Genomic DNA, 16,247 nt, shown 5'->3' with positions numbered 1-16,247 from the left:
CAAGACTTATATTTTTGGAGAACCCGATGGACGCCAACCCGTTTGCAAAAATGCAGCGACTAGGCCGCGCGCTGATGCTGCCGATCGCCGTACTACCGGTGGCCGGCCTGCTTCTGCGTCTTGGCCAGCCCGATGTGTTCAACATCAAGATGATCGCCGACGCCGGCGACGCGATCTTCACCAACCTGCCGCTGCTTTTCGCCATCGGCATCGCGGTGGGCTTTGCGAAGGACAACAACGGCACGGCGGGCCTGGCTGGTGCGATCGGCTATCTCATCGAAGTGGCCGTGATGAAGGACATCGACGCCAAGCTCAACATGGGCGTGCTGTCGGGGATCATCGCCGGTATGGTGGCCGGCTATCTGTACAACCGCTACAAGGACATCAAGCTGCCCGAGTATCTGGCGTTCTTCGGCGGCAAGCGCTTCGTGCCGATCGCCACAGGCGTCGCGTGTCTGATACTCGGCATCATCCTCGGCCACATCTGGCAGCCGGTGCAGGCGGCCATCGACACCGCCGGCAACTGGCTCACGACGGCGGGCGCGCTCGGCACCTTCGTATTCGGCGTGCTGAACCGCATTCTGCTGGTCACGGGTCTGCATCACATCATCAACTCGCTCGCGTGGTTCGTGTTCGGCTCGTTCACGCCGCCGGGCGGCGGCGCGGTGGTGCACGGCGACCTGCACCGCTTCTTCGCGGGCGATCCGACCGCGGGCGGCTTCATGACCGGCTTCTTCCCGATCATGATGTTCGGCCTTCCGGCCGCGTGTCTCGCAATGTTCCATGAAGCCCCGAAGGAGCGCCGCGCGATCGTCGGCGGCCTGCTGTTCTCGATGGCCCTGACCGCGTTCCTCACGGGCGTGACCGAGCCGATCGAATACAGCTTCATGTTCCTCGCGCCGGTTCTCTACGCGATCCACGCGGTGCTCACCGGTCTGTCGCTCGCGATCTGCTCGGCGCTCGGCATTCATCTGGGCTTCACGTTCTCGGCGGGCGCGATCGACTATGTGCTGAACTACGGTCTGTCGCAGCGCGGCTGGCTGGCGCTCGTGATCGGCGCGATCTACTTCGTCGTCTACTACGGTCTGTTCCGTTTCTTCATCCGCAAGTTCAACATGGCGACGCCGGGCCGCGAACCGGCCACGACCGACGCGCAAACCGATGCCGACGTCACGGTCGAAGGCGGCCTGATTCCGCCGGTTCCGGGCGTGGCGGCAACGTCCGCGAACACGCGCGCTGCAAAGTACATCGCGGCGCTCGGCGGCGCATCGAACCTGACCCTCGTCGACGCCTGCACGACGCGCCTGCGCCTGTCGGTGGTGGATTCGGCGAAAGTGTCGGAACCGCAACTGAAGAATATCGGCGCGCGTGGCGTGCTCAAGCGCGGGGCGACCAACGTGCAGGTGATCATCGGGCCGGAAGCAGATCTGATCGCCGATGAAATCCGCACCGAACTCGAACATTCTTCGACGCGCGGCGCGACGCCGGCCTCGTCCACGCCGGCGCAACCGGTAGCCGCAGCCGCTGCCGCGAACGTCGATCAGACGCCCGGCCCGCTCGATCCGGACCCGTTCCGCTGGCTCGCGGTGTTCGGCGGCGCGACCAATGTCGTTTCGCTCGATGCGGTCGCCGCGACGCGCCTGCGCGTGGTCGTGCGCGATCCGTCGTCGGTGGATCGCCAGCGTCTGTCGTCGCTGGATGTGGCGTGGGTGTCGGCCGATACGTTCCATATCGTCGTGGGCGCAACGGCGCAGCGTTATGCCGAGCAACTCTCGACGCGACTGTCGTCCAAAGGCGGCGGCGCCGCGCCGCTGCCCGCCTGATGCGGTAGTCGATGCATGATTGCGGACGGCGCCTTCGGGCGCCGTTTGCTTATAAGCGCGCGATCAAATGAAAAGCCCGCCGTCTCGATGACGGCGGGCTTCGCAATTACTGCTACAGCACAGTCAGGTTTTACGCGTAGTCGTGCAACGCCGAGCGCATTTTCTTCATGGCGCTCGCCTCGATCTGGCGAATGCGCTCCGCCGAGACGCCGAATTCGTCGGCCAGCTCGTGCAGCGTCTTGCCGCCCGATCCGTCGTCCTGCACGTCGAGCCAGCGCGCCTTGATGATGCGGCGGCTGCGTTCGTCCAGCGATTCGAGCGCTTCGGCCAGGCCGTCGCTTTGCAGCTTGTCGAACTGGCGCGCCGCGATCACGTTGGTCGGCTCGTTGTGCGAGTCAGCCAGATAGGCGATAGGCGCGAATGCTTCCTCGCCATCTTCCACCTGACCTTCCAGCGCAATGTCGCCGCCCGACAGACGCGTTTCCATTTCAGCCACTTCTTCGCGCTTCACGTTCAGCTCGTTCGCGAGACCTTCGATTTCGTCCGGCGTAAAGGCCGAATGATTGGTCTTGTGGCTGCGCAGGTTGAAGAACAGCTTGCGCTGCGCCTTGGTCGTCGCGACCTTCACCATGCGCCAGTTGCGCAGGATGTACTCGTGGATCTCCGCCTTGATCCAGTGCATCGCGTACGAAACCAGGCGCACGTTTTGCTCAGGGTCGAAGCGCTTCACCGCCTTCATCAGACCGATATTGCCTTCCTGGATCAGATCGGCGTGCGGCAGGCCGTAGCCCAGATAGTTGCGGGCGATCGACACGACCAGGCGCAAGTGCGAAAGCACGAGCTGGCGCGCCGCGTTGAGGTTGCCCTGCTCGCGGAATTCGGTGGCGTACTGACGTTCCTCTGCCGGCGACAGCATGGGAATTCGGTTCACTGCTTGTATGTAGGAATCGATGTTGCCGATCTGGCCGGTCAGCATCGACGACTGTGCGTACGTCAGCGCGCCTGCCGATGAGGCCTTGGCAGGTGCCGAGCTCAATACATTCGGAAGGGTCATCGCATTGGTCACGCTCATAAGCTCCTTATCAACAATTCGCGTGCCGCCAGACGGCGGCGACAAGTCAGACACGATATTAGCACTCCGGTTCATCGAGTGCTAAGTGTTAGAGGGCGCAGGAATGAGGGAGTTCCCACAAAAGCTATCGAATTTGCGGGTTTGATAGAACAGACTGTTGCGCCGAGCGCGGTAGATGATACCGATTCGTCCGATGGTTTCGAACGGATTACCGTTTTTGTGCGCTGCGGCGAAAGAAAATTCAACAAATAGGCGAGGTGTATGCGATTTCTGCAAAGGTGGCGGAAGATCACTAAAATCCGCAGACGACATCGTTAGTGAAACACGCCCGTCTTCCGAGTAAGTAATTGGGGTGCTCATGCATAAAAACAAGACTCTCTGGCAACGTCCGCTCGCGCGTCTGACGGTTTGCGCCGCGCTCGGTGTTGCATCCACGGCCGCTCACGCAGACCGGTTCGGCGTGCAGATCGCCGGCGGCATGTCCGATCGCGACATCAATAAAGTCGATCTCGGCCTCGTCTGGGACCCCGATCTGACCTGGTGGGAAATCGGCGGCTTTCACTTCACGCTCGTCGGCGAAGGGCACGTGTCGTACTGGCACTCGACCATGCCCTACACCACCAACCCGGATATCTGGGAGTTCGGGGTGACGCCGATGGTGCGGTTTGTGAAAAGCTCGGGCTATTTCCGGCCGTTCATCGAGGCGGGCGTCGGCGTGCGGCTGCTTACGCACGCGCGTTTCTCGCCGTTTTTCACCGCATCGACGGCATTCCAGTTCGCTGACGTGGTGGGCATCGGCGTGATCTTCGGCCAGAAGCAGAGCTATCAGGCCGGCTTTCGCTACCAGCATGTGTCGAACGCGGGTATCAAAGAGCCGAATCCTGGTATAAATTTCAGCCAGCTATATCTGCAATACAACTTCTGACGAGGCGCCGGCGCATCGGTTCCTCGACACAAGGGGAATCGACAGATGCCGGCAAAAACCATTGAGGCCATACGCGGCCTCGAGCGCGATCGCTTCCGGGCGATGGTCGAGGGCGACGGCGCGGCGCTGGACACGCTGCTGGCCGAAAACGTCAGCTACGTGCACACGAACGGCAAGCGCGAGACGAAGCGTCAGTTCATCGACGCCATTGTTGCGGGCCGCCGCCGCTATCGCCAGATCGAAATCCAGTCGCAGGACGTGCTGCCCGCCGGCCGCGATACCTGTCTGGTATCGGGCCGCGCGCTGGTCGAAATGGAGTCGAAGAACGGCGCGCTGCTCTTTCCGATCGCCTATACCGCCGTGCACGTTCAGACCGAAGGCCAGTGGCAACTGCTCGCGCTGCAGGCGACGCGCGTGGCGCTCGAATAACCACGCGCGCGTTTTTCTTACGCTTCGAGCGCTTCGTCCTGCGTTTGCTGCGCGCGCTCCACGATCCGTCCCGACCGGTTCACCGCGCTCACGACCGCATCCGCGACCGCCAGCCCCGGATTTTCATGCACCGCGACGCCGAAGCGCGTCGGACCGTCGCCGACCCGGCAGCCGACAAACGCAGCGGTATCGCCGCCCGCCGTGACCGCCGTTTCGAACCAGTTGACGGCCGCATCGACATCGAGCGCGGCCGCGACCGTCTGCGCCCACGCGTCGCCGCCTGCCGCGCTCGCCGCGGGTGAAACCGCGACGCGCCTTTCGAACACCGCCAGCGTCGCCGCATCGATGCGCGACACCGGCCCGCCCGCATCGAAATATTCGCGCCGGAAGAGTTCGCAGATCGCTTCGCCGCCGATCTCCGCGCCGGATGCATCGGTCACTTTCTGGACGGCGTGGCTGAATTCGATCTGCACGCGGCGCGGCGGCGTGAAGCCAAGCCCGCGTTCGAGCAGATACGTCGAGCCGCCTTTGCCGGACTGGCTGTTCACGCGAATCACGGCGTCGTAGCTGCGGCCGAGATCGGCCGGATCGATCGGCAAATAGGGCACTTCCCAGACCGTGCCCGGCGCGCGCTGCGCGAAGCCCTTGCGGATCGCGTCCTGATGCGAGCCCGAGAACGCGGTGAACACGAGATCGCCCGCATACGGATGGCGCGGATGCACCGGAATCTGGTTACAGCGCTCGACGACGCGGCGCACGGCGTCGATATCGGAGAAATCGAGGCCCGGATCGATGCCTTGGGTATAGAGATTCATCGCGAGCGTGACGAGATCGACGTTGCCGGTGCGCTCGCCGTTGCCGAACAGGCACCCTTCGATGCGATCCGCGCCCGCGAGCACCGCCATTTCCGCCGCCGCCACCGCCGTGCCGCGATCGTTGTGCGGGTGAACGGAAAGCACGATGCTGTCGCGATAGCCCATGTTGCGGTCCATCCACTCGACCTGGTCGGCGAACACGTTCGGCATGGCGGCTTCGACCGTCGCGGGCAGATTCACGATCATTTTGTGATCGGGCGTCGGACGCCAGGTTTGCGCGACGGCGTCGCATACTTCGCGTGCGAACGAGAGCTCCGTCATGCTGAAGGTCTCGGGCGAATATTGATAGATCCAGTGCGTATCCGGCCGCGCCGCCGCGCATTCCTTGATGATGCGCGTGCCCTCGACCGCCAGCGCCTTCACTTCGTCTTTCGACTGATTGAACACGATCTTGCGGAAGGAGGGCGCGATCGCGTTATAGAGATGCACGATCACGCGGCTCGCGCCTTCGACGGCTTCGAACGTGCGCTCGATCAGTTCGCGGCGCGACTGCACGAGCACTTCGATGGTCACGTCGGCGGGAATGCGGTTTTCGTCGATCAGCTTGCGCACGAAATCGAAGTCCGTCTGCGATGCCGACGGGAACCCCACCTCGATCTCCTTGAACCCGATTTTCACCAGCATCTCGAAGAATTCGAGCTTCGCGGCGATGCTCATCGGCTCGATGAGCGACTGGTTGCCGTCGCGCAGATCGGTGCTCATCCAGATCGGCGCGCGCTCGATCGTGCGGGTCGGCCAGCGGCGGCCATTCAGACGGACTTGCGGAAACGGGCGGTATTTCTCGGCGGGGTTCGGCATCATGATCGTCGATCTCTCTTCGGACGGTTTGCGTAGCGTCTGCGAGAGAGGCCGTGTCCGGCGGCTGGCCGGGCGTGGCGGCATGCACGTACGACGAAGCTGCGCGCGCGGACACACGAATCACCAGCGATGGTGACGCCTGTGACCAACGTGAACGTGCGCGAAGCAGCGTGCATGTGACCCTCGCGTTTTCGTTTCGCGGGATGAGCCAACGAAAAGCTGACGACTACAAGTGGTAAGGAAAGGAACTGCGGGACTGCTGGCAGGACCGCGCTTGGCCGGAAGACCCGACAACGCGCGGCGCTACGTCTGGCGACTTACGCTAGACGTAGCGATAGGGGCCGCGCTAGGCGGCCCGAAATAATTCGGAGGGAGGAAGACTGGGTGAAGCGCATGCGTTCGACTTTAAACCAGCGTTGAATACCGTGTCAAATGGGGTTTGTCTGATCGACGACCGGTTTGCGCACGGTTTGCGCGATGACTTCGACCTGGCGCGCCACCGCGGGCGGCACGGGCACATCGCCGCGCAGCACGCTTTCGGTCCAGCGCGCGGTCGTCGCGGCGTCGAGCGCTTCGGGAAGTTCGATGTGCGGCGCGTGCGGCTGCGAGTGCTCCGGCGAGATCAGCGTTTCGACGCGGCCGTCGTGAAACCAGTCCACCTGCACCTGGCGGCGCGTGTCGGCGACGGCTTCGCCTTCCGTGCCGCGCGCGAGCAGCGCGCCGCCCGCCGCCGCGTCGGGATGTTCGGCGAGCAGCCCCGTCAGACTCTCGCGATACTCCGGGTGCGTGTAGTTGACGAGCCGCAGGCCCGGCTCCGCGAACGGCTGCAGAATCTTCACGAGCGTATGCGTGGAGTTGCGCACGCCCATGCGCCGCCGCAGCGCGAGCAGGCGAGCGAGCTTGGGCGCGAGCACGGCGATCGGCGCGAAGGCGAGGCGGCGCGACGCGAGGCTGTCTTCGATTTCATCGTGCGAAGCCGCGTGCGCGATGCCTAGCTCGGTGAAGATTTCAGCGCTCGTCACGCGGCCGGGATCGGCGGTGACGCCATGCACCAGCACCGGCACGCCTTCGCGCGCGAGCAGCAGCGACAACAGCGGCACGAGGTTCGGCGTCTTGCGCGCGCCGTTGTAGCTCGGAATCGACACGGGGCGCGCGTGCTCGCGGCCGTCCTGCACGTGCAGCGGCTCGAACGAGCGATGCGCGGCCGAGAGCATCGCCGCGAGTTCGGCCGACGTCTCGCCTTTCACGCGATACGCGAGCAGCACCGCGCCGAGTTCGAGCTCGGGCACGCGGTCTTCGAGCATCGCTTCGTAGAGCGCGTAGGTGTCGTCGTGCGAGAGGGCGCGCGCGCCGTTCGGCCCGCGGCCGATTTCCTTGATGTAGCGTGCGCAGGCGAAAGTGGGGGAAGCGGATTCGGTCATCGGGAAAAAGAGGCGCGGATCGGGCGCGCAGTTCCGCTTGGTTTCCGAAGCGGGAGCGATGCCGTCGCGCGTTTCAAGGTACAGGAGCTTATTGAGTACCGCATTTGACGGGCGCTGGCAAGGTGCCGCGGCGCGACGTTTCGCGCGGATATCGTCGTTTGCTTACTAACGGGGACCCTTCGGGCGATCATGCGAAGGCTCGTCGAAAGCTCGCAGAGCCGCGTCCCGCAAGCCTTCAGGCCTCGCCACGATTTCAGCGCGCGCGTTAAACTCGCTCTTCTCGCCGGCGGTTCGCGCCAGCGCGTTCGTCCATCAATCTGCATATCGAAAACAGCAACAGGAGAGCGGGATGAGTTACGTATTTCCTCCGGCGCCGGCCGCAGCGGTGCCCGTCGACGGTTCGAACGAGCGGTTTCCCGTTCGCCGCATCTATTGCGTCGGACGCAACTACGAAGCCCATGCGCGCGAAATGGGCCACGATCCCGACCGCGAGCCGCCGTTCTTCTTCAGCAAGCCCGCCGATGCCGTGCTGTACGTCGCGCCGGGCTCGACGGGCGAATTCCCGTATCCGTCGCAGACCGGGAATCTGCACTTCGAGATGGAGCTCGTCGCCGCGATCGGCAAGCAGGGCAAGGACATTCCCGCCGAAAAAGGGCTCGACTATGTCTACGGTTACGCGCTCGGCCTCGACATGACGCGCCGCGATCTGCAAGCCGAGGCGAAGAAGCTGGGCCGTCCCTGGGACACCGCGAAGGGCTTCGACCGCTCCGCGCCGATCGGCCCGATCCATCCGGTGTCAAAGGTCGGCCATCTGGAAAAGAGCGCGATCTGGCTCTCCGTCAACGGCGAGGAAAAGCAGCGCTCGGACATCTCGCAACTGATCTGGTCGGTCGGCGAGACGGTCGCGTACCTGTCGACGCTTTTCGAGCTTTTCCCCGGCGATCTCATCTTCACGGGCACGCCCGAAGGCGTCGGCGCGGTTGTGAAGGGTGATCTGCTCAAGGGCGGCGTCGAGGGCATCGGCGAGTTTTCGGTGCGCGTCGTATGAAGCTTTACAGCTATTTCCGCAGCTCGGCGGCGTATCGCGTGCGCATCGCGCTGAATCTGAAAGGGCTCGATTACGAGTACGCGCCCATTCACCTACTGCGCGACGGCGGCGAGCAATTGAAGCCCGCGTATCGCGCGGTGAATCCGGACGGCATCGTGCCCGCGCTCGTCGATGGCGACGACGTGCTCACGCAGTCGCTCGCGATCATCGAGTATCTGGAGGAGACGCATCCCGAGCCGGCGCTTCTGCCGAAAAGCCCGTCCGATCGCGCTTTCGTGCGCTCGGTAGCGATGCAGGTGGCGTGCGAGATTCATCCGCTCGACAATCTGCGCGTGCTCAAGTACCTGAAGCACACGGTGAAGGTGCCGGACGAGGCGAAAGACGCGTGGTACCGGCATTGGGTCGAAAGCGGTTTCGAATCGCTCGAAAAGCGCCTCGCCGCCGATAAGCGCGTGGGCGCGCTCACCTTCGGCGACACGCCGACCGTCGCCGATCTGTGCATCGTGCCGCAGGTGTTCAACGCGCGGCGCTTCGGCATCGACGTGAGCCGCTATCCGACGATCGAGCGCATCGCCGATCACGCCGCCGCCATCGACGCCTTCGCGCGCGCGGAGCCCGGCGCTCAGCCCGACGCCGAATGACGGGAGCGTTTGGCAGTTATCTGTCGGGCGCGGGGCTGGGCGCGAGCCTCATCATGGCGATCGGCGCGCAGAACGCGTTCGTGCTGAAGCAGGGACTGAAGCGCAGGCACGTGGGCATCGTCGTGTCGATCTGCGCGTTCATCGACGTTCTGTTGATCGCGCTCGGCGTCGGCGGCATGGGCGCGCTCATCGCGCGTGCGCCGTTTCTGCTCGACGTGATTCGCTGGGCGGGCGCGATCTTCGTGTTTCTGTACGGGCTGCGCGCGTTTATCGCGGCGTGGCGCGGGCCGGGGCATCTGAACGCGTCCGACGGCGAATCGCAGACGGCCGTCGGCGCGGCGTCCACCGTGCTTGCGTTGTCGCTGCTCAATCCGCACGTCTATCTGGATACCGTGGTGCTGCTCGGCGGCATTGGCGCGCGGCGCGGCTGGCCCGGCAACGCATGGTTCGCGGCGGGCGCGATGTGTTCGTCGATCGTCTGGTTCACCGCGCTCGGCTACGGCGCGCGCCTGCTCGAACCGTGGTTCGAGAAGGACGTCTCCTGGCGCGTGCTCGACGTGATCGTCGGCTGCGTGATGTGGTGGATCGCCGCTTCTCTGGTGTTCTCGCGATGAAAAAAGGCGTCCACGCGGACGCCTTTTTGCGTTCTAGCCGAGCAGCGCGTCGGCGAACTCTTCCGCGCTGAACGGCTGTAGATCTTCGACTTTTTCGCCCACGCCGATGAAATACACCGGAATGGGCCGCTGCCGCGCGATCGCGGCGAGAATGCCGCCTTTCGCGGTGCCGTCGAGCTTCGTGACGACGAGGCCGGTCAGGCCCAGCGCGTCGTCGAACGCCTTCACTTGCGCGAGTGCGTTCTGGCCCGTGTTCGCGTCGATGACGAGCAGCACTTCGTGCGGCGCGTCGGGCATCGCCTTCGCGATCACGCGGCGCACCTTGCGCAGCTCTTCCATCAGATGCAACTGCGTCGGCAGGCGGCCGGCGGTGTCGGCCATCATCACGTCGATCTTGCGCGCGCGCGCCGCACCGACGGCGTCGTAGATCACCGCGGCGGCGTCGCCGCTTTCCTGCGCGATCACCGTGACGTTGTTGCGCTCGCCCCAGACCGTGAGTTGCTCGCGCGCGGCGGCGCGGAAGGTGTCGCCTGCGGCCAGCAGCACGGACTGGTTGAATCGCTGCAAATGCTTCGCCAGCTTGCCGATGCTCGTGGTTTTGCCGACGCCGTTGACGCCCGCGATCATCATCACGAGCGGTTGTGCGCGCCCTAGCATCAAGGACTTCTCGAGCGGGCGCAGCAGGTCGATCAGCAGTTCGCGCAGCGCCGCTTTCACCTGCGTCGCGTCGGTCAGGCGCTCGGCGCGCACTTTCTCGCGCAGCGATTCGAGCAGGAATTCGGTGGCGTCGACGCCGGCGTCCGACATCAGCAGCGCGGTTTCGAGTTCTTCGTACAGATCTTCGTCGATCTTCGCGCTGACGAAAATGCCGGTCAGGTTGTTGCTCGTCTTCGAAAGACCATGACGCAGGCGCGAAAGCCACGACTTCTTCGCGGCGGCATCGAGCATGGGCGGCGGCACGATTTCTTCGCTCGCCTGATCCGTCTCGGGCGCGCGCAGCCATTGCGACGTCGTGCGGCCTTGCCAGTATTCCTTCGATTCCGCCGTGGAGGGCGCGGCGGGTTTTACGGGCTCGGGCGCGACCGGCGCTGCTTGCTCATGAACCTCCGGCGCGGCTTCTTCCGGCTCGGCCTCAGTGCCGAGCGCCTGCCGTTCCAGTTCGGCCTCGGAGATTTCTTCGTCCTCGGCGGCCTCGACGGATTCGTCCTGAGGCGTATCGAGCGGCTCGTCGGCCGGCTTTTTGAATCGTTTGAAGAAGCTGAACATGGGTGTGTGACGATGATGCGCGTGTGATCCGACGGCCCCGTGCGCACTGTCGAGCCGCTTTGCGCGAGGCGCGCGCATTGGAATAGGAGGCGCATATTTTATCAGGCGCGGCCGCGCGCGCCCGTGCGGCTCCCGGCACGGCGCGCGCGTGTGGTAACGTTGGCTTTCATTGCCCGCGCCGGCCGGTCTTCAAGTAAAAACGCCCCGGCGCGTCCGACTCCACCAATCCATTCCATGTCTCGCTCGTCCGCCACCCGAACCGTATTGCCCAGCCACACGCCGTCGCGCGGAGGCAAACCGCACACGATCCGCATCATCGGCGGAGACTGGAAGCGCACGCCGCTGCCCGTGCTCGATCTCGACGGGCTCAGACCCACGCCGGATCGCGTGCGCGAAACGCTCTTCAACTGGCTCGGTCAGGACCTGACGGGACAAACCTGCCTGGACATGTTCGCCGGCAGCGGCGCGCTCGGTTTCGAAGCCGCGTCGCGCGGCGCCGCGCGCGTGCTGATGATCGAGCGCAGCGCGAAGGCCGCCGCGCAGATTCGGGCGAATCAGTCGAAGCTCGGCGCGCGCAATATCGAGGTCGCGGAAGCGGACGCGCTGCGCCTCGCCGCCAGCCTCGCGCCCGGCTCGTTCGACGTGATCTTTCTCGATCCGCCCTTCGGCGATCAGGCGCTTTTGCTACGCGCGCTGGACATCGCCGCGCCGCTCGCCGCGCCTGACGGCGCGATCTACGTCGAATGCGGTGACGCGCTCGACGTAGCGAACATCGAGGCCCTCGCCGGCTGGGCGATCGTGCGCGAAGGCAAAGCGGGAGCGGTCCGCTATCATTTGCTGCGCCGCGAAAATGAGGAATAATGCGCGTTCTCCATTTTGGCGCAGCCAATCTGGCGGGGAATGAGGCACAGTTGGTCGTCGCAGCCACGCGGCCCAATGTAAATAGAAGAGGAGAAAGCTCATGGTTGTCGCCGTGTATCCGGGTACGTTCGACCCGCTCACTCGCGGGCATGAAGACATCGTCCGGCGCGCATCGAGCATTTTCGATCAGCTCGTCGTCGGTGTTGCAGACAGCCGCGCCAAGAAGCCGTTTTTCACGCTGCAGGAGCGGCTCGATATCGCACACGATGTACTCGGGCACTACCCGAACGTGCAGGTGAGCAGTTTTACGGGGCTATTGAAGGACTTCGTGCGCAAGAACAACGCGCGCGTGATCGTGCGCGGCCTGCGCGCCGTCTCGGATTTCGAGTATGAGTTCCAGATGGCCGGGATGAACCGCTATCTGCTGCCCGATGTCGAGACGATGTTCATGACGCCGTCCGATCAGTATCAGTTCATTTCGGGCACGATCGTGCGCGAGATCGCGCAACTGGGTGGCGACGTGAGCAAGTTCGTGTTCCCGTCGGTCGAAAAGCGTCTGATCGACAAAGTCACCGAGCAGACGCAGAAAGATCCGGCGGCGCCTTGATACGCCGGGCCCGCGCGCTTATCTTCGAAGGTGCGCGGGTTTATGCCGGAGCTTGTCCGGCGCAAGAGAGTGAAGCATGTCCCTGATCATTACCGACGAGTGCATCAACTGCGACGTTTGCGAGCCCGAGTGCCCGAACGACGCCATTTCGATGGGTCCGGAAATCTACGTCATCGACCCGAACAAATGCACGGAATGCGTCGGCCATTTCGACGAGCCGCAGTGCCAGCAAGTCTGCCCGGTGGAATGCATTCCACGCGATCCGGCGCACGCCGAAACGCCCGAGCAGTTGCTGGCCAAATATCACGCGCTGATGGCCGCGAAGGGTTCCGCCTAAGCCAGGATCTCGCCCAGCGCCGTGACGAGCGCGTCGCATTCGTCCGGCGTGCCGATCGAGATGCGCAAATGCTGGTCGATGCGCGGCAGCTTGAAATGGCGCACGAAAATCTCCTTCGCCTTGAGCGCGGCGGCGAGCGTCGCGGCGTCGTGCGCGGGATGCTTCGCGAACACGAAGTTGGCCGCGGACGGCACGACATCGAACCCTAGCGTCTGCAACTGGGCGGTCAGCTTCTCGCGGCTCGCCACCACTTTCGCGCAGCTTTGCTCGAACCACGCGTCATCCTCGTACGACGCGAGCGCTGCCGCCTGCGCGAGCCGGTCGAGCGGATACGAGTTGAAGCTGTCCTTCACGCGCGTGAGCGCTTCGATCAGCGCCGCATCGCCGAACGCAAAGCCGACGCGCATACCCGCGAGCGAACGCGCTTTCGACGTCGTCTGCACGACGAGCAGATTCGGATACGTATCGATCAGATTCACGGCCGATTCGGCGCCGAAATCGACATACGCTTCATCGACGATGACCGGCGCGTCCGGATTCGCCTTCAGCAGCACCTCGATTTCCGAAAGCGGCAGGGCGCGGCCCGTCGGCGCGTTCGGATTCGGCAGCAGCACGCCGCCGCTGGGCGCGCGGTAGTCGTCGACATCGATGGCGAAATCGGAGTTCAAAGGCACCGTTTCGTACTCGACGCCGTACAACTGCGCGTAGACCGGATAGAAGCTGTAGGTGATGTCCGGAAAGCGGATCGGCCTGTCGTGCTTGAGCAGCGCGGCAAAGGTGTGCGCGAGCACTTCATCGGAGCCGTTGCCCGCAAACACCTGATCGACGCGCACGCCATGATGCTTCGCCACGGCTTCGCGAAGCGCGTGGGCGGTCGGATCGGGATACTTGCGCAGCGACGCGCCGTCCTCGCCGAGCTCGCGGCGAATCGCCTCGACGGCGCGCGGCGACGGCGGGTACGGATTTTCGTTCGTGTTCAGCTTGACGGGGTGCGCCAGCGCGGGCTGCTCGCCCGGCACATACGGCGTCAGACCATGGACGATTTCGCTCCAGAAACGGCTCACTTTATTCGACTCCAGTTCAAGAGTTGCGATGCAGGTTCATCACGGCGCGCTCGGTTTCGCCGGCGACGACGAAAGGCATCACGGCGAGCGCGCGCTCGATCGACTGATCGATCACATCCTGTTCTTCGCGGCGCGGCGGCTTGAGCACGAAGTTCGCGACATCGGGTTTTGCGCCGGCGCGCGCGCCTTCGGGAATCAGATCGCGCGGATGTCCGATGCCGATGCGCAGCCGCCAGTATTGCTGCGACGACAGATGCGCGGAGATGTCCTTCAGACCGTTGTGCCCGCCGCTGCCGCCGCCGAGTTTCATCTTGACGGTGCCGGGCGGCAGGTCGAGTTCGTCGTGCGCGACGAGAATCTCGTCCGGCAGGATCTTGAAGAACTGCGCGAGCGCGACCACCGATTGTCCCGAGCGGTTCATGAAGGTCTGCGGTTCGAGCAGGTGGATTTCGTGGCCGTGCAGGCGTCCCTTGCCGTAGAAGCCGTGAAAACGGCGTTCGTCGCGCAGCGTTGCGCCGGCGTCGCGTGCGAACTGGTCGACGAACCAGAAGCCCGCGTTGTGCCGCGTCGCGGTGTATTCGGCGCCCGGATTGCCCAGGCCGACGATCAGCTTGATCATGTCAATTTCGTCTAGTGCGAAAAAAACCCGCCGGGCTTGCGCTCCGGCGGGTCACGTCGACCGTTCCTGAGAACGAATCGAGAGGATAGCGTATTTCTGCGTGCTTACTCGGCAGCCGGCTTTTCGCCTTCAGCAGCTTCGCCCGCTTCCGACTGCACAGCAGCCGGAACGGTCGCCGATGCCACCACCGGGTTTTCCGCTTCGACCGACACCGTCAGGCTCACGCCCTTCGGCAGCGCGATGTCCTTCGCGTGCATCGTCTGGCCGGCTTCGATCTTCGCCAGATCGATTTCCAGGAACTCAGGCAGGTCTGCCGGCAGGCATTCCACTTCCAGTTCCGTCACGACGTGCGAGATCACCGCGCCCGACAGCTTCACGGCCGGGTTCGTTTCCTGGTTCATGAAGTGCAGCGGCACCTTGGTGTGCAGCTTCTTCTTCGCGTCGACGCGCTGGAAGTCCACGTGCAGCACGAGCTGCTTGAACGGGTGGTATTGCACGTCGCGCAGCAGAACCGGTTGCGACTTGCCGGCCACTTCCAGATCCAGAATGGACGAGTGGAAAACTTCTTTCTTCAGGGCGTGCCACAGGGCGTTATGGTCGAGTTCGACCAGTTGAACGTCCGTTTCACCGCCGTACACGATACCCGGGGTCTTGCCCGAGTTACGCAGGCGGCGGCTCGCACCCGTACCTTGCTTGCTACGCTCGAAAGCGACGACTTTCATGTTTGACTCCTCTATCTGCCCGCGACCAGGCAGGGAAACCGGGATCGTCGAAAATAGGCGATCCCAAAACAAGCAGCACGAACCTTCGTCCGTTCGCGCTGATCATGCAAAAACGCGAAGCGTCTGCTTCGCGTTCCTTGCTCAATTCTGATTAACCTTCGGCGAAGAGCGACATCACCGAGTCGCCGCGCCGGATTCGCGAGAACGTCTCCGCGAGCAGGCCCGCGCTCGACAGCGGGCGGATCTTCGGGCACGCGAGCGATTCGGCCGACAGCGGAATGGTGTCCGTGACGACGAGTTCGTCGAGTTCCGATGCCGCGATACGTTCGGCCGCGCCACCCGAGAGCACCGGATGCGTCGCGTACGCGAAAACCTGCTTTGCACCGCGCGCCTTCAGCACTTGCGCGGCTTTGCACAGCGTGCCGGCGGTGTCGACCATGTCGTCCATGATCACGCAGGTACGGCCTTCGACTTCCCCGATGATGTTCATCACCTCGGCGACATTCGCCTTCGGACGGCGCTTGTCGATTATCGCGAGGTCGGTGTTCAACTGCTTGGCGAGCGCACGCGCGCGCACCACGCCGCCGACGTCCGGCGACACGACCAGCAAATGGTCATGGTTCTGCTTGCGCAGGTCGCCGAGAAGAACGGGGGTAGCGTAGATATTATCGACGGGGATGTCGAAGAAACCTTGAATCTGGTCGGCGTGAAGGTCCATGGTGATCACGCGATCGACGCCGGCAATTTCCAGCATGTTCGCGACGACCTTCGCCGAGATGGCCACTCGCGCGGAACGCGGACGGCGGTCCTGGCGCGCATAGCCGAAGTAGGGAATGGCTGCGGTGATCCGGCCTGCGGATGCGCGCTTGAGCGCATCGACCATGATCATCAGTTCCATCAGGTTGTCGTTCGTGGGGGCGCAGGTGGACTGCAGAACGAATGCGTCTTTGCCCCGAACATTTTCCTGAATCTCGACCATGATCTCGCCGTCTGAAAAACGGCTGACCATCGCTTTACCGAGAGGAATTCCAAGGATCTTGACGACTTCCTGTGCAAGCGCGGGATTTGCGTTGCCAGTAAAAACCATCAGGCCGTCACTGCTCATCGTGCACCTGTCTGCGGCTG

At 63.9% G+C, this 16,247-nt stretch carries 17 protein-coding genes; 9 read left to right on the top strand and 8 right to left on the bottom strand.

Annotation, left to right across the window (positions count from 1 at the left end; translation table 11 throughout):
- The first annotated feature begins 26 nt into the window (after positions 1–26).
- Positions 27–1,823: an N-acetylglucosamine-specific PTS transporter subunit IIBC gene (gene nagE, locus LY284_RS11355; RefSeq protein WP_014190310.1), complete on the top strand. Its 1,797-nt coding sequence runs from the start codon at positions 27–29 to the stop codon at positions 1,821–1,823.
- A 130-nt stretch (positions 1,824–1,953) separates the two neighbouring features.
- Here the strand turns inward: nagE and rpoH are convergent, their stop codons facing one another.
- The gene (rpoH, locus tag LY284_RS11350) at positions 1,954–2,889 is read right to left on the bottom strand and encodes an RNA polymerase sigma factor RpoH (RefSeq protein WP_014190311.1); all 936 of its coding nucleotides are present in this window, start codon (positions 2,887–2,889) and stop codon (positions 1,954–1,956) included.
- A 364-nt stretch (positions 2,890–3,253) separates the two neighbouring features.
- Here rpoH and LY284_RS11345 point away from each other — a divergent pair, with 364 nt between their 5' ends.
- Together LY284_RS11345 and LY284_RS11340 are read left to right on the top strand one after the other, a co-directional pair.
- Entirely contained in the window at positions 3,254–3,820 is a 567-nt protein-coding gene (locus LY284_RS11345) for an acyloxyacyl hydrolase (protein ID WP_014190312.1), read from the top strand.
- Between the two features lie 45 nt (positions 3,821–3,865).
- Positions 3,866–4,249: a nuclear transport factor 2 family protein gene (locus LY284_RS11340; RefSeq protein WP_014190313.1), complete on the top strand. Its 384-nt coding sequence runs from the start codon at positions 3,866–3,868 to the stop codon at positions 4,247–4,249.
- Positions 4,250–4,266: 17 nt separating this feature from the next.
- Here LY284_RS11340 and leuA read toward each other — a convergent pair whose 3' ends face one another.
- Positions 4,267–5,925, bottom strand: coding sequence for a 2-isopropylmalate synthase (gene leuA, locus LY284_RS11335; RefSeq protein WP_014190314.1), 1,659 nt, complete (start codon positions 5,923–5,925; stop codon positions 4,267–4,269).
- A 425-nt stretch (positions 5,926–6,350) separates the two neighbouring features.
- The gene (gene ybiB / locus LY284_RS11330; protein WP_041730098.1) at positions 6,351–7,343 is read right to left on the bottom strand and encodes a DNA-binding protein YbiB; all 993 of its coding nucleotides are present in this window, start codon (positions 7,341–7,343) and stop codon (positions 6,351–6,353) included.
- A gap of 349 nt (positions 7,344–7,692) precedes the next feature.
- On the opposite strand from ybiB, the gene LY284_RS11325 reads away from it, so the two are divergent.
- The 3 genes from LY284_RS11325 to LY284_RS11315 are packed head-to-tail and all read left to right on the top strand — an operon-like array spanning position 7,693 to position 9,646.
- A complete protein-coding gene (locus tag LY284_RS11325) occupies positions 7,693–8,391 on the top strand; it encodes a fumarylacetoacetate hydrolase family protein (protein WP_014190316.1) in 699 nt (232 codons plus the stop codon).
- Positions 8,388–9,032: a maleylacetoacetate isomerase gene (gene maiA / locus LY284_RS11320; protein WP_014190317.1), complete on the top strand. Its 645-nt coding sequence runs from the start codon at positions 8,388–8,390 to the stop codon at positions 9,030–9,032. Before LY284_RS11325 ends, maiA begins: the two co-directional genes overlap by 4 nt.
- Positions 9,029–9,646, top strand: coding sequence for a LysE/ArgO family amino acid transporter (locus LY284_RS11315; RefSeq protein ID WP_014190318.1), 618 nt, complete (start codon positions 9,029–9,031; stop codon positions 9,644–9,646). The genes maiA and LY284_RS11315 overlap by 4 nt, the downstream gene beginning before the upstream one ends.
- Before the next feature lie 33 nt (positions 9,647–9,679).
- On the opposite strand, the gene ftsY is transcribed toward LY284_RS11315, so the two are convergent.
- Positions 9,680–10,912, bottom strand: a complete 1,233-nt coding sequence (ftsY, locus tag LY284_RS11310) for a signal recognition particle-docking protein FtsY (protein ID WP_233386084.1) — start codon at positions 10,910–10,912, stop codon at positions 9,680–9,682.
- 234 nt (positions 10,913–11,146) lie between these two features.
- On the opposite strand from ftsY, the gene rsmD reads away from it, so the two are divergent.
- The 3 genes from rsmD (at position 11,147) to LY284_RS11295 (ending at position 12,717) form a co-directional block, all read left to right on the top strand.
- Positions 11,147–11,773 carry a 16S rRNA (guanine(966)-N(2))-methyltransferase RsmD gene (gene rsmD / locus LY284_RS11305; RefSeq protein ID WP_041730102.1) on the top strand — a complete coding sequence of 209 codons (627 nt, stop codon included), beginning with the start codon at positions 11,147–11,149 and terminating at the stop codon, positions 11,771–11,773.
- A 100-nt stretch (positions 11,774–11,873) separates the two neighbouring features.
- Complete coding sequence (coaD, locus tag LY284_RS11300; protein ID WP_014190321.1) at positions 11,874–12,380, top strand: pantetheine-phosphate adenylyltransferase; 507 nt, start codon at positions 11,874–11,876, stop codon at positions 12,378–12,380.
- A gap of 76 nt (positions 12,381–12,456) precedes the next feature.
- Positions 12,457–12,717, top strand: a complete 261-nt coding sequence (locus tag LY284_RS11295; RefSeq protein WP_014190322.1) for a YfhL family 4Fe-4S dicluster ferredoxin — start codon at positions 12,457–12,459, stop codon at positions 12,715–12,717.
- Here the strand turns inward: LY284_RS11295 and hisC are convergent.
- The 4 genes from hisC to LY284_RS11275 form a co-directional block, all read right to left on the bottom strand.
- Positions 12,714–13,781, bottom strand: coding sequence for a histidinol-phosphate transaminase (gene hisC / locus LY284_RS11290; protein WP_014190323.1), 1,068 nt, complete (start codon positions 13,779–13,781; stop codon positions 12,714–12,716). The genes LY284_RS11295 and hisC overlap by 4 nt on opposite strands.
- Positions 13,782–13,797: 16 nt before the next feature.
- Positions 13,798–14,400: an aminoacyl-tRNA hydrolase gene (gene pth, locus LY284_RS11285; RefSeq protein ID WP_014190324.1), complete on the bottom strand. Its 603-nt coding sequence runs from the start codon at positions 14,398–14,400 to the stop codon at positions 13,798–13,800.
- A 104-nt stretch (positions 14,401–14,504) separates the two neighbouring features.
- On the bottom strand, positions 14,505–15,122 hold the full coding sequence (locus LY284_RS11280) for a 50S ribosomal protein L25/general stress protein Ctc (RefSeq protein WP_014190325.1): 618 nt from the start codon (positions 15,120–15,122) through the stop codon (positions 14,505–14,507).
- A 151-nt stretch (positions 15,123–15,273) separates the two neighbouring features.
- A complete protein-coding gene (locus LY284_RS11275) occupies positions 15,274–16,227 on the bottom strand; it encodes a ribose-phosphate pyrophosphokinase (RefSeq protein ID WP_014190326.1) in 954 nt (317 codons plus the stop codon).
- Positions 16,228–16,247 lie beyond the last annotated feature (20 nt).

The sequence above is a fragment of the Caballeronia sp. PC1 genome, assembly GCF_021353155.1.
GTDB classification, from domain to species: Bacteria; Pseudomonadota; Gammaproteobacteria; order Burkholderiales; family Burkholderiaceae; genus Caballeronia; species Caballeronia cordobensis.
This window is presented reverse-complemented; position numbering and strand designations above follow the sequence as displayed.

Bases quoted from the DNA above. Each gene is read 5' to 3' on its own strand.
- nagE (WP_014190310.1), top strand. From the start codon at position 27: ATGGACGCCAACCCGTTTGCAAAAATGCAGCGACTAGGCCGCGCGCTG.
- LY284_RS11345 (WP_014190312.1), top strand. From the start codon at position 3,254: ATGCATAAAAACAAGACTCTCTGGCAACGTCCGCTCGCGCGTCTGACG.
- LY284_RS11340 (WP_014190313.1), top strand. From the start codon at position 3,866: ATGCCGGCAAAAACCATTGAGGCCATACGCGGCCTCGAGCGCGATCGC.
- leuA (WP_014190314.1), bottom strand. From the start codon at position 5,925: ATGATGCCGAACCCCGCCGAGAAATACCGCCCGTTTCCGCAAGTCCGT.
- ybiB (WP_041730098.1), bottom strand. From the start codon at position 7,343: ATGACCGAATCCGCTTCCCCCACTTTCGCCTGCGCACGCTACATCAAG.
- LY284_RS11325 (WP_014190316.1), top strand. From the start codon at position 7,693: ATGAGTTACGTATTTCCTCCGGCGCCGGCCGCAGCGGTGCCCGTCGAC.
- maiA (WP_014190317.1), top strand. From the start codon at position 8,388: ATGAAGCTTTACAGCTATTTCCGCAGCTCGGCGGCGTATCGCGTGCGC.
- LY284_RS11315 (WP_014190318.1), top strand. From the start codon at position 9,029: ATGACGGGAGCGTTTGGCAGTTATCTGTCGGGCGCGGGGCTGGGCGCG.
- ftsY (WP_233386084.1), bottom strand. From the start codon at position 10,912: ATGTTCAGCTTCTTCAAACGATTCAAAAAGCCGGCCGACGAGCCGCTC.
- rsmD (WP_041730102.1), top strand. From the start codon at position 11,147: ATGTCTCGCTCGTCCGCCACCCGAACCGTATTGCCCAGCCACACGCCG.
- coaD (WP_014190321.1), top strand. From the start codon at position 11,874: ATGGTTGTCGCCGTGTATCCGGGTACGTTCGACCCGCTCACTCGCGGG.
- LY284_RS11295 (WP_014190322.1), top strand. From the start codon at position 12,457: ATGTCCCTGATCATTACCGACGAGTGCATCAACTGCGACGTTTGCGAG.
- pth (WP_014190324.1), bottom strand. From the start codon at position 14,400: ATGATCAAGCTGATCGTCGGCCTGGGCAATCCGGGCGCCGAATACACC.
- LY284_RS11280 (WP_014190325.1), bottom strand. From the start codon at position 15,122: ATGAAAGTCGTCGCTTTCGAGCGTAGCAAGCAAGGTACGGGTGCGAGC.
- LY284_RS11275 (WP_014190326.1), bottom strand. From the start codon at position 16,227: ATGAGCAGTGACGGCCTGATGGTTTTTACTGGCAACGCAAATCCCGCG.